Source organism: Acetobacter sp. AN02, assembly GCF_029759835.1.
Lineage (GTDB): Bacteria > Pseudomonadota > Alphaproteobacteria > Acetobacterales > Acetobacteraceae > Acetobacter.
The window spans coordinates 1-11350 of the sequence record NZ_JAJJND010000079.1 but is presented as its reverse complement, the minus strand read 5'-3'; the positions used below and the strand labels follow the sequence as shown (position 1 = coordinate 11350).

11 protein-coding genes and 1 pseudogene are annotated in these 11350 nt (G+C 62.2%); 6 read left to right on the top strand and 6 right to left on the bottom strand.

Annotated elements, in window-relative coordinates:
- A pseudogene (locus tag LOC54_RS09370) lies at positions 1–130 on the top strand (IS5/IS1182 family transposase); the annotation flags it as partial.
- A 174-nt stretch (positions 131–304) separates the two neighbouring features.
- On the opposite strand, the gene LOC54_RS09365 reads toward LOC54_RS09370, so the two are convergent.
- Positions 305–751, bottom strand: coding sequence for a flagellar biosynthesis repressor FlbT (locus LOC54_RS09365; protein WP_279313549.1), 447 nt, complete (start codon positions 749–751; stop codon positions 305–307).
- Positions 752–907: 156 nt separating this feature from the next.
- On the opposite strand from LOC54_RS09365, the gene LOC54_RS09360 reads away from it, so the two are divergent.
- On the top strand, positions 908–1117 hold the full coding sequence (locus tag LOC54_RS09360; protein WP_279313548.1) for a dodecin: 210 nt from the start codon (positions 908–910) through the stop codon (positions 1115–1117).
- A 4-nt stretch (positions 1118–1121) separates the two neighbouring features.
- Here LOC54_RS09360 and LOC54_RS09355 read toward each other — a convergent pair whose 3' ends face one another.
- The 5 genes from LOC54_RS09355 to carA all read right to left on the bottom strand — a co-directional run bounded on the left by LOC54_RS09355 (position 1122) and on the right by carA (position 8830).
- A complete protein-coding gene (locus tag LOC54_RS09355; RefSeq protein WP_279313547.1) occupies positions 1122–2318 on the bottom strand; it encodes a threonine ammonia-lyase in 1197 nt (398 codons plus the stop codon).
- A 19-nt stretch (positions 2319–2337) separates the two neighbouring features.
- Positions 2338–2811, bottom strand: a complete 474-nt coding sequence (greA, locus tag LOC54_RS09350; protein ID WP_279313546.1) for a transcription elongation factor GreA — start codon at positions 2809–2811, stop codon at positions 2338–2340.
- A 101-nt stretch (positions 2812–2912) separates the two neighbouring features.
- Positions 2913–6170: a carbamoyl-phosphate synthase large subunit gene (gene carB, locus LOC54_RS09345; protein WP_279313545.1), complete on the bottom strand. Its 3258-nt coding sequence runs from the start codon at positions 6168–6170 to the stop codon at positions 2913–2915.
- Positions 6171–6177: 7 nt separating this feature from the next.
- On the bottom strand, positions 6178–7404 hold the full coding sequence (locus tag LOC54_RS09340) for an ATP-binding protein (protein WP_279313544.1): 1227 nt from the start codon (positions 7402–7404) through the stop codon (positions 6178–6180).
- A gap of 16 nt (positions 7405–7420) precedes the next feature.
- Positions 7421–8830 (bottom strand): glutamine-hydrolyzing carbamoyl-phosphate synthase small subunit, encoded by a 1410-nt coding sequence (carA, locus tag LOC54_RS09335; protein ID WP_279313543.1) that lies wholly within the window; start codon positions 8828–8830, stop codon positions 7421–7423.
- Positions 8831–8992: 162 nt separating this feature from the next.
- On the opposite strand from carA, the gene LOC54_RS09330 reads away from it, so the two are divergent.
- The 4 genes from LOC54_RS09330 (at position 8993) to LOC54_RS09315 (ending at position 10885) form a co-directional block, all read left to right on the top strand.
- Positions 8993–9463, top strand: a complete 471-nt coding sequence (locus LOC54_RS09330) for a GatB/YqeY domain-containing protein (protein ID WP_408740330.1) — start codon at positions 8993–8995, stop codon at positions 9461–9463.
- Between the two features lie 95 nt (positions 9464–9558).
- Positions 9559–9774 (top strand): hypothetical protein, encoded by a 216-nt coding sequence (locus tag LOC54_RS09325; RefSeq protein ID WP_279313542.1) that lies wholly within the window; start codon positions 9559–9561, stop codon positions 9772–9774.
- Between the two features lie 104 nt (positions 9775–9878).
- Positions 9879–10157, top strand: a complete 279-nt coding sequence (locus LOC54_RS09320) for a hypothetical protein (RefSeq protein ID WP_279313541.1) — start codon at positions 9879–9881, stop codon at positions 10155–10157.
- Positions 10154–10885 carry an alpha/beta fold hydrolase gene (locus LOC54_RS09315; RefSeq protein ID WP_279313540.1) on the top strand — a complete coding sequence of 244 codons (732 nt, stop codon included), beginning with the start codon at positions 10154–10156 and terminating at the stop codon, positions 10883–10885. Before LOC54_RS09320 ends, LOC54_RS09315 begins: the two co-directional genes overlap by 4 nt.
- Positions 10886–11350: the final 465 nt, after the last annotated feature.

Sequence of the window (11350 nt, the reverse complement as noted above, 5' to 3'; positions counted from 1 at the left end):
CGATTGTCCGGGCGCATAAGCATAGTGCCGGAGCTCTCAAAAAAGGGGGACGGATCAGGCCATCGGACGATCACGAGACGGGTTGACGACAAAGATCCATGCCATCTGCGATGCCTTGGGCAACCCGGTGGGGTGCTGTCACGTTAACTGATGTTAGGTGACTGAAGGCCGGAGAAGGGATTGTCATGCGGCGAGAGCGGTCGCGCTGTTCCATTGAGCGAAAGCCCTGATACGATGGATATGACGGGAAAGAGCGGTGGCAATCTCTTCGTCCGGAGAAGACACCAGAAAAATTGATACAAAGTTAAAGGGGCGCAGGAATTTCCCCGTCTGGCTCTTCCGGCAGGAGAGATGCCGAGACGGAACTGAGGATGGCGTCCTCGTGACGGATGATCCGCCGTGCGTATTTCAGTGCCCGGTAGTGATCGCCGGTGACTGCGGCCTGCAATGCGCCCGTGAGAAGGGTACGTGCGGATTCGGAGGTTGTTTCGCGGATGAATATGCTGATGAGGTATCGTGCTTCCTCAAGCGCGCGCATCTGTTCTTCCGGGGTGCCGACATAGGCGGTCTGGAGCGCGTAATAGATGCGGCGGGCCGGGCTGGAGGCGTCTTCGGGGCGCATGATCTGCCGTCCGAACAGAAAGCGTGCCTTGTTGACGAGGCGGATCTGTGCGGGGGAGAGGAAGTGAATTGCGGCGCCGTTGATGATCATACGGTCATCAGTTTCGAGTCGGATGCCAAGACCGGCCATTTTTCATCCCTTTGGTTCGTTTTCGCGACGGGATGAGAAATAGCAGGGGTATATTTAATGACAGGTTAACAGAACGGAGTCGTTTTTTCTGGTTCAGGTTCAGTTAAGGTGTATGCTCCGTCTGGATATTTCGTAACCGGTCTCAGGAGGGCAGACATGTCGGATCATATTTACAGGATTGTCGAGCTTGCGGGCTCATCGCCGGACTCGATTGAGAAGGCCATTGAAAACGCGGTCGAGCGTCTTGCCGAGAAGAAAAAGACGCTGCGCTGGTTTGAGGTTGTCAGCACGCGCGGTCATGTGGAGAACGGGAAGGTGAGCCATTATCAGGTGACGCTGAAGGTTGGTCTCACCCTCGGGGACTGAGTTTTCAGACCCTGCGGACGATATAGGTCTCTCGCAGGGCGTCCGTGATCTGGTCTGCGTGGCCAGGGTCACGGGCTTCGATCAGCACTTCCAGTTCCGCGGCCTGGACGGACGGGGCGGCGAAGAGGCGCTGATGGGAGACTTCGAGAATATTTCCGCCGGCGTCGCCTATGGTTTTTGAGATGTCTGCGAGGATTCCCGGACGATCCGGAATTTCCATGACGAGACGCAGCAGGCGGCCGTCGCGCAGCATGGCGCGCAGCAATGTGTTGGCGAGAATCCGCGTATCGACATTTCCGCCTGAGACGGGAAGGGCGACCCTGCGGTCCCGGAACAGGTCGGGATAGGTCATGACGGCGGCGAGGGCTGCCGCGCCTGCTCCCTCACTGACCTGCCGTGCGCCTTCGGCCAGCAGGGTTATGGCGTCCTCTACGGCGCGTTCCGTGACGATGAGCACCTTCGAGACATCACGGCGGATGACCTCGCTGGTCAGGCGGCCGATTGTCGTGACTGCGATTCCCTCGGCGATGGTCGGGCCGCCCGGGGGGGTGATTTCCTCTGCGGGAAAGCGGGCGAGGGAGGAGTAGCTCTCGACCTGAACGCCGATGATTTCGGTTGCCGGGGACAGGGCTCTGGTGGCAACCGCGCATCCGGCGAGCAGGCCGCCGCCGCCGATGGGCATGACGAGTGCGTCCTGGGGTCCGGAGTCTTCCAGGAGTTCCATGGCCAGGGTGCCCTGGCCGGCCATGATTCCCGGATCGTCATACGGATGGATGAAGATCCGGCCCTCACGCTGCTGCATATCCCGGGCGAAGAGCGAGGCTTCCGTGAAATCGTTGCCTTCCAGCAGGACTCTCGCGCCCCATGCAGCGGTGCGCGTGACCTTTGCGACGGGGGTAAAGCGCGGCATGACGATGACGGTATCGATACCGAGCAGGCTGGCGTGGCGGGCGACGCCCTGTGCGTGATTCCCGGCGGAAACGGCGATCACGCCGCGGGCGCGTTCTTCCGGGGTCAGCAGGGCCAGACGGTTCGCGGCGCCGCGTTCCTTGAAGGAGCCGACGGCCTGGAGGTTCTCGAGCTTGAGGGTAATGTCCGCGCCGGTCGCTTTCGAGAGGGCGTGGGAGGGGACGGAAGGCGTGCGCAGTACGCGGCCGCTGATCCGCCGTGCAGCGTCCTGCACGTCTCCGAAAGTGACCATTGGGAAGACCTTTACAGACTCAGGCGTAGATGACCGTAAGGATTTCGTAGGTTCTGTCGCCGCCGGGAGCCGGAACGGAGACCGTATCGCCGACTGATTTCCCGATGAGGGATTTTGCGAGGGGCGAGGAGATCGAGAGGAGACCCTGTTTGATGTCGGCTTCATGCACGCCGACGATCTGATAGGCCGTTTCCTTTTCGGTGTCCTCGTCGAGCAGCGTGACGCGTGCGCCGAATTTGACCTGATCTCCGGACAGGGTGGACGGATCGATGACTTCTGCCGTTGCGATCAGTTCCTCAAGCTCCAAGACGCGGCCTTCGATGAAGGACTGCCGGTCTCTTGCGGCGTGGTATTCCGCATTTTCGGACAGATCGCCGTGGGCGCGTGCTTCTGCGATCGCCCGGATCACGGCCGGACGTTCCTCGGATTTGAGGCGGCGCAGTTCGTCCTCAAGACGCTGCAGCCCTGGGGCCGTCATCGGAATCTTCTGCAAAATGGTATCCCCGGACTCTGCGGGTGCCGGTCTGTCCACCGGCACCGGTAAAAGGAGAGGCTGCCGGACAGGCGGCAGCAGAACCGGAACGGGGCTCCGGTTCAGAAAGACCCGCTAAAATACGACTGAAGCGGCGCGACATCAAGCGGACCTTCCTTCAGGGCGCTGATGGCGTGGGCTGCGGCGCGTGCGCCTGCGATGGTCGTATAGTGCGGGATACCCATGGTGAGGGCGGAACGGCGGATGTCATAGCTATCCGCCACGGACTGTGCACCCTGGGCCGTGTTGATGACCATCTGCACTTCTCCGGAGCGGATGGCATCCACGCAGTGCGGCCGGCCTTCGAGCACCTTATTGACCACCCGTACTTCGATTCCGGCGTTGCGGAGCACGGCTGCGGTGCCCCGTGTGGCGAGGATGGAGAAGCCCATTCCGGAGAGGGTGCGGGCGATGGGGGGCAGTGCAGCCTTGTCGCTGTCGCGCACGGAGAGAAACACGCCTCCGGAGAGCGGCAGCCGGACACCTGCGCCGAGCTGTGCCTTTGCAAAGGCACGCTCGAAGGAGGTGTCGAGGCCGATAACCTCTCCGGTCGAGCGCATTTCCGGGCCGAGGATCGTGTCCACGTCCTGGAAGCGGTGGAACGGGAAGACGGCTTCCTTGACGGCGACATGCGGCACGACGGCGCGGTCATCGAGCGGGAAGTCTTTGAGAGGGGCACCTGCCATGACGCGGGCGCCGATCTTGGCGACCGGGACGCCCGTGGCCTTGGCGACGAAGGGGACCGTGCGGGAGGCGCGTGGGTTGACCTCAAGGACGAATATCTCGTCACCCTTGATGGCATACTGCACGTTCATCAGGCCGATGATCCCGAGTTCCCGCGCCATGGCCTCGGTCTGCTGCCGGAGTTCGGCCACGATGGCCGGGGAGAGGCTGTAGGGCGGCAGGGCGCAGGCGCTGTCTCCGGAGTGGATGCCTGCTTCCTCGATATGTTCCATGACCCCGGCGACATAGACATCGGTTCTGTCGGACACGCAGTCCACATCGGCTTCGATGGCGTCGTTCAGATAGCGGTCGATCAGCACCGGACCTTCCGCGATATCCTGTCCTGCAAGGCGCAGTGCGACCTGCATGTAGCGGCGCAGGCCGGGATGATCATGGACGATCTCCATGGCGCGTCCGCCGAGGACGTAGGACGGGCGGATCACGACCGGGTATCCGATCCGGTTTGCGATTTCCTCGGCTTCCTGCGGGGAGCGGGCGATTCCGTTTTCCGGCTGTTTCAGCCCGAGCTTGCGGAGCAGTGCCTGGAAGCGTTCGCGGTCCTCGGCACGGTCGATGGCGTCTGCGGGCGTGCCGAGCAGCGGGATGCCGGCCTCTTCCAGCGCGCGGGACAGCTTGAGAGGGGTCTGGCCGCCGTACTGCACGATGCAGCCGATAACCTCGCCTTTCGTCTGTTCAAGGCGGATCAGGGAGATCACGTCCTCGGCTGTCAGCGGTTCGAAATAGAGGCGGTCTGACGTGTCGTAATCCGTCGAGACGGTTTCCGGGTTGCAGTTGACCATGATGGTCTCGAAACCGGCCTCGCGCAGGGCATAGGCGGCATGGACGCAGCAGTAGTCGAACTCGATTCCCTGGCCGATGCGGTTCGGACCGCCGCCGAGGATGACGATCTTCTTCCGCGCGGTCGGTGCGGCTTCGCAGGACGGCGTGTTAAATCCGCCTTCGTACGAGGAGTACATATAAGGTGTGGCAGAGGTGAATTCGCCCGCGCAGGTATCGATCCTTTTATAGACCGGCAGCACGTTAAGGCGCAGGCGCAGGTCGAGAATATCCTTTTCCTGCGTGCCGGACAGGCGGGCGAGCTGGCGGTCCGAGAAGCCTGCAGCTTTCAGGCGGCGCAGGGCCAGGGCATCTGTCGGCAGCCCGTGATCCAGCACGGTTTTTTCCAGAGCGACAATTTTCTCAAGCTCGCGCAGGAACCAGGGCTCGAAGCGGCAGGCATCGGATATCTCCTCCACCGAAAGTCCGGCGCGCAGAGCCTGTGCGGCCATGAGGATGCGCTCGGGGCGGGGCTGCGAGAGAGCGGCGCGGAAGGCGTCGGGTCCGCCGTCTCCCGGCTCCGGCACCGGGTCCAGCCCGGTCAGGCCGGTTTCCATGGAGCGCAGGCCTTTCTGCAGCGCCTCAGGGAAGGTGCGGCCGATGGCCATTGCTTCTCCGACCGATTTCATGGAGGTGGAGAGCAGGGCCGGGGTGTTGGGGAATTTCTCGAAGGTGAAGCGGGGGATCTTCACGACGACATAGTCGATGGTCGGCTCGAAGGAGGCCGGAGTCGCGCCGCCGGTGATATCGTTGGCGAGTTCGTCGAGCGTGTAGCCGACGGCGAGCTTGGCGGCGATTTTTGCGATCGGGAAACCGGTGGCTTTCGAGGCCAGGGCGGAGGAGCGGGAGACGCGCGGGTTCATCTCGATGACGACCATGCGGCCGTCTTCGGGGTTGATGCCGAACTGCACGTTCGAGCCGCCGGTCTCGACGCCGATGGCCCGCAGACAGGCGATGGAGGCGTCGCGCATCCGCTGATATTCCTTGTCGGTCAGCGTGAGTGCGGGGGCGACGGTGATGGAGTCTCCGGTATGGACGCCCATCGGGTCGATATTCTCGATGGAGCAGACGATGATGCAGTTATCCGCTTTGTCACGGACGACTTCCATCTCGAACTCTTTCCATCCGAGGACGGATTCTTCGATCAGGACTTCCGTTGTGGGGGAGGCGGCGAGGCCTCCGGAGACGATCTGCTCGAATTCCTCGAGGTTATAGGCGATGCCGCCGCCGGAGCCGCCCATGGTGAAGGAGGGGCGGATGACGGAGGGCAGCCCGGTCTGCTTCAGGGCCTCACGGGCTTCTTCCAGCGTGTGTGCGATATGGCTGCGCGGGCTTTCGATCCCGATGGCGTCCATGGCCTCCCGGAATTTCTGACGATCTTCTGCGCGGTCGATCACGTCGGCCCGTGCTCCGATCAGCTCCACGCCGTGCTTTTCCAGAAAGCCCGAGGCGTCCAGCGCCATGGCCGCGTTGAGCGCGGTCTGCCCGCCCATCGTCGGCAGGACGGCGTCCGGCTTTTCCCGCAGGATGATCCGCTCCACGAATTCGGGGGTGATCGGCTCGACATAGGTGGCGTCGGCCAGTCCCGGATCGGTCATGATCGTGGCCGGGTTCGAGTTCAGGAGGATGACGCGGTAGCCTTCCTCTTTCAGGGCCTTGCAGGCCTGGGCGCCGGAATAGTCGAACTCACAGGCCTGGCCGATGACGATCGGGCCCGCGCCGATGATGAGGATGGATTTCAGGTCGGTACGACGGGGCATGGTAGACTCACTCTTCGGTCAGGGGCTGGAGGGAGATGACGGGATCGATGCGGCGCGCATCCGTGTCGCGCATCCGCAGCAGATAGGTTTCGAACAGGGGAACAGTGAAGGCGGTGTCTCCGAAGGCGGGGCTCCAGATCAGGCCTTTACGGATCAGGGAGGTGCGCAGCGCGGCGGCGTTGCGGACATTCATGCCGAGCCTGGCTGCGATCTCGCCCGAGCGGTGGGTTCCGGGGCCGAGTTCGGCCATGGCGATGCAGTAGTCATGCTCGCGCGGGGTCAGGCGGGCCGAGCGCATCCGGAAAAAGCTTTTATCCAGCGCGGTGATGGCGATTTCCGTGGCGACCTGCACGTCGCCGGGGTGGATGTCCGGTCCGTGTGCGACGTTCCAGCTGTGCCAGGCCCATTCCTGTATGAAATAGGGATAGCCACGGGTAACGCGGAAGACCTCGTCCACGGCTGCCTCCGTGAAGGTCACGCCTTCGCGTTCTGCGGGCAGGCAGAGCGCGTCCGCGATGTCGTCCCGCGAGAGGGGGCCGGGCTGCGGGAAGTCGAACAGTCGCTCTGCATAGGTGCGTGACTGACCGCTCAGCGCCACGACATGGGGCAGCCCGGCTCCGGCGAACAGCACGGGCAGTCCGTCGCGGGATGTGCGGTGCAGGGCCATGATCAGCGCGCCCATGTCGCGCGCGGACAGGAACTGGATCTCGTCGAGGCAGATGAGGATGCCGGTTCCGCGTGCCTTTGCCGCTTCTCCGAGTGCGCCCATCAGATCGGACAGATCTGAGTCCAGGTCTCCGCTGTCGGCGGTGCCGGATTCGGATTCGATATCCAGTTCGATCTGCAGATCGTGGTGCTGCAGGCGGATGGTGTGGATGAAGCTGCGGAGCACCCGCAGGGCGCGTCGGGCCTGTGTGCTCAGCGCGCCCGCGCGGTCGAGCGCCAGGGTCATGCGGCGCATATGCGGGATCAGAACCTGCGCCAGCGTCCTGTCTGCCGAGGCCTCAATGAAACAGGTCTGGAAACCTGCCTCTTTTGCCATGTCCCGGACCCGGGCCAGGAGCACGGTCTTGCCCACGCCGCGCAGGCCCGTTGCGACGAATCCGCGTGCACTGCGCCCCTGGAGGGTGCGCTGAATCGCGACAGCGGTCTCGTTCAGGAGGTCCTGCCGTCCGGCCAGTTCCGGCGGGGAGGCGCCGGCTCCGGGGACGTAGGGGTTGCGGACGGGGTCCATGAGCGAACGGGATGGTTCAGCGTGCGTTCGTATGCCGGTCGATCAGTTCCGCGAACCGTTCGAACAGATAGAAACTGTCTGAAGGTCCGGGGCTGGCCTCCGGGTGGTACTGCACGGAAAAGGCGGGATATTTATCCGAGGCGATACCTTCGTTGGAGCCGTCGAACAGGCTTGTATGCGTGACACGGACGCCCTCGGGCAGGGAGGTCTCGTCCACGGCGAATCCGTGGTTCTGGCTGGTGATCTCGACCTTTCCTGTGGAGAGGTCTTTCACCGGCTGGTTCGCTCCGCGGTGACCCTGCGCGAGTTTGTAGGTTTTCGCGCCCAGTGCCAGCCCCAGAAGCTGGTGACCAAGGCATATTCCGAAGATCGGTTTGCCGGCCTCCAGAACGCCGCGGATGGCGGGAACGGCATATTCCCCGGTGGCAGCCGGATCACCGGGGCCGTTGGAAAGGAATACGCCCTCGGGATTGAAGGAGAGAATTTCCTCGGCAGTGGCTGTGGCGGGGACGACGGTCACGTCGCATCCGGCGGTTGTCAGGCAGCGCAGGATATTGCGTTTTGCGCCGTAATCCACGGCGACGACCCTGCGACGGCGCTCCGGCAGGGGTTTCGTGCCGTCCGGCCATTCCCACACGCCTTCGGACCATGTGAAGGGTTTGTCGCAGGTGACTTTCTTTGCAAGGTCCATGCCTTCCAGCCCGGGCCAGGCTTTCGCCTGTGCTGTCAGGGCGTCCGTATCGAAGGCACCGGATGCGGGATAGCACAGCACGGCGGTCTGAGGGCCGCCGTTGCGGATATGCAGCGTGAGGGCGCGGGTATCCACGCCGCAGATTCCCGGGATATTCCGTTCCGTGAGCCAGGTGCTGAGGTGTTCCTGCGCACGCCAGTTGGCCGGGTCAGTGATGTCCTGACGGATGACCAGACCGCGTGCGGAGACACGCGGGGCCTCGTTATCGGTGCTGTTGGTGCCGGTATTCCCGATATGGGGGAAGGTGAAGGTGATGATCTGTCCGGCGAAGGAGGGGTCGGTCAGGGTTTCCTGATAGCCTGTCATTCCCGTGGAAAAGCAGATCTCGCCGATGGCGGCGCCGTCCGTATGTGCACCGAAGCCGCGTCCCCACAGCACTGTGCCGTCCGCCAGTACGAGGGCGGCGGTTGCGCCGTCCGGTCTGCAGGAGATGTCGCCGGGCTGCGCGGGAGAGGACGATCGTGTCATCTGTGTTTCCTGAGCGGGGGAGGGGGAGGAAGGCTGCAGATCGTCGAGCGGGATGCCGGTGGCGCGGGCGATGGCGGCCCAGTGCTTGGGGGGAATGGCTTTTGCCTGCCGCCATTTGCGGATGGCCTCAGTGCCGACTCCCGTGACGCGTGCGGCCTCTTCCGGGCCGCCCAGCCGTGCGATGACTGCCTCGACGGATATCGCCATCTGCCTGCTCCGTTCTGTAATCCGTCTGTGTCTAGCAGGTCCCGGGGCGGGATGGGAAGAAAATTCCCAAAGGGGAATCGGAGGGTGGGAAGTTTTTTCCCACCCTTGCATCCGTGATCTTTGTGCGGTTTGTGGGGGGCGGATATGACCACCGGAGAATATATGATGTCCGACGCTTCCCTGCGTACCCGTTTTACGGATGATCTCAAGACCGCAATGAAAAGCGGCGAGAAGGATCGTGTCGCTCTGCTGCGGATGATCGGGGCGAAGCTCAAGGAAACGGACATCGCCGCGCGGGCGAAGGGTGTGGAGCAGGTCGGCGGGGATGAGATCGTGTCCATGCTGCGCGGCATGGCCAAATCCCGTGCGGAATCCGCGCATCTCTATCGTGAGGGCGGCCGTCCGGAGCTGGCGGAGAAGGAAGAGGCGGAGATTGCCATCATCAGGGACTATCTCCCGGCCGAGATGGACGATGCGGCGCTCGGGGCCGAGATTGAGGCGGTCATTGCCGCGACGGGGGCCTCATCCATGAAGGATATGGGCAAGGTCATGGGGGCTCTGAAGGCGAAATTCGGGGCTTCCCTGGATCTGGGGCGGGCGAATGCGGTTCTGAAGGCGCGTCTTGCGGGCTGATCGTTCTGTCTGACGGAAAATTCACGTAACGGTCACGCCGCTGTCTGACCGGAGTCGCTAGAGACGGGACTGGTTTTCCGGACGGAGTGTCTCCGATGTCAGTGCATAAAACAGCCCGTTCTGCCGACTGTCCTGCCTGGTCCTGGCATCAGGCGCTTATCAGGGAGCAGCAGAGTCGTCGCCTGCGGGCGTATTCCGGCTCTGCCTGTGCTGCCAGAGGGGATCGCGAGAGTATTTTTTCGGATCCCGAAAGCGGAAATGATGCTGTCCGTCCGTCTTCCCTGATGCCGGTTACGTGCTGGGAGGCCTGACACTTTTCCGCCACATGTCGCTGTTCTTTTCACCGTGAGACGAAAGGCTTCCTGCCGCGTTGTCTGATTCGCGACGGATACTGAGAGAGCAGAGGGATGCGGGAATGAAGTGTGCAAAGACGGCGACCGGGGTCATTCTGGCCGCTGCCGCTTCCATGGTGTTTCCCGCTCTGGCTTTCCCGTTTTACAGAGACAGACAGGACAGGAAGGCTCTGTCGGGTCTGCATCCGCTTCCGTCTGCAGCGGCTGATCTGCCGGATATTCCGGATGATGATCCGCCGTATGAGGACTGGGATATCGGCACGGGGGTGCGCGGCTATATCTGGCACGCGGGATCGTTCTGCTTCAGCACGGATTTGCTGAATATACCCGGCGTTATGTGAAAGCGTATAATCGCCTGATTCCGCATCTGCTGCATCAGGGTTTTACGGTTTGCGGATTTGATCTGCCGGGACACGGGGAGTCTCCGGGACCTTGGGGTGTTCTGGACGGGGCGGAGGTCGTGCGGCATCACCTGGCGGCGCGGGCGAAGCTGAGGGGGCAGGCGCTTCCGGTTTTCCTTTACGGACATTCCCTGGGCGGTTTTACCGTGGCGGCGAGTGTATCGCGGGATTCCTCCGGTCTTGCAGGTGTGATTCTGGGCAGTGCGGCTCTGGGAAATCCGCTGCCCTGGCCGTTTCCGTCCCTGATGAGAGCTGTTGCGCGGCTTTTTCCGCGACTGCCGCTGGTTCACCTGCCTGCGGACCGGCTGACTCATATTGAGGCCGTGCGCGAAGAGGCGGCACATGATCCGCTGATGTACAAAGGGAGCATGTGTCTGCTGCTGGCGTCTTCCATTCTGAAGATCAGTGCGGCGGATCGCTGTCTTTATCCGGGATGGACGGCCCCTGTTCTGGTTCTGCACGGGACGGAGGATTTCTGTACCGATCCGGTATTCGGCGTGCGGGCGTATGAGGCCATGAGATCGGAGAAGACGCTGTATCTTGTGCCGGGCGCCTATCACGAGCTGCTGAATGATACGCGGCGGGATGATGTGCTGGCGGCGATGCTGGAGTGGCTGGACCGGCGGGTAATACGCTTTATCAGCCGGCTGGTTTGTCTGCGCCGGTGAGATGCACCTACGGTATACGATCCGGATAATGCGCTTTGGAACCATCTTCCTTCCGGCCATTCACTCAGCTGGAACTGTCATCTTCCGACTGTGAGTCCCTGAGTTGCGCGCGTTGTTTCTGTGCGGATGTATGAAAGACAGCCATCATGGGGATCGCAAGAGAGTGCCGGGGACGCGCCCTCCCAGGACGATCTTTCAGGAACCCTTTCTCGTCCCATCACCCTCAAGCCATAAAAACCGGGAGTACTCCTTTTGAGTGGATACAAAAATGGGGTACGTCACTTATCTCTCGATTTGTAAAAAACGAAATATTATCGAATGTTTTTTCACGGGAATAGAAGAAATGCAGGGGGCTGCAACATGCCACGAGCAGCCGAAATTAACATTCTGTTTAGTCCCGTGTTTTGATGGGTTGGATTTATGATGAATCTTTCTGGCTCTGAAGTCCAGATTTTGCAGACGTAT

Excerpts from the sequence above, each read along its gene's own strand:
- LOC54_RS09365 (WP_279313549.1), bottom strand. The coding sequence starts at position 751 with ATGGCCGGTCTTGGCATCCGACTCGAAACTGATGACCGTATGATCATC.
- LOC54_RS09360 (WP_279313548.1), top strand. The coding sequence starts at position 908 with ATGTCGGATCATATTTACAGGATTGTCGAGCTTGCGGGCTCATCGCCG.
- LOC54_RS09355 (WP_279313547.1), bottom strand. The coding sequence starts at position 2,318 with ATGGTCACTTTCGGAGACGTGCAGGACGCTGCACGGCGGATCAGCGGC.
- carB (WP_279313545.1), bottom strand. The coding sequence starts at position 6,170 with ATGCCCCGTCGTACCGACCTGAAATCCATCCTCATCATCGGCGCGGGC.
- LOC54_RS09340 (WP_279313544.1), bottom strand. The coding sequence starts at position 7,404 with ATGGACCCCGTCCGCAACCCCTACGTCCCCGGAGCCGGCGCCTCCCCG.
- carA (WP_279313543.1), bottom strand. The coding sequence starts at position 8,830 with ATGGCGATATCCGTCGAGGCAGTCATCGCACGGCTGGGCGGCCCGGAA.
- LOC54_RS09330 (WP_408740330.1), top strand. The coding sequence starts at position 8,993 with ATGATGTCCGACGCTTCCCTGCGTACCCGTTTTACGGATGATCTCAAG.
- LOC54_RS09325 (WP_279313542.1), top strand. The coding sequence starts at position 9,559 with ATGTCAGTGCATAAAACAGCCCGTTCTGCCGACTGTCCTGCCTGGTCC.
- LOC54_RS09320 (WP_279313541.1), top strand. The coding sequence starts at position 9,879 with ATGAAGTGTGCAAAGACGGCGACCGGGGTCATTCTGGCCGCTGCCGCT.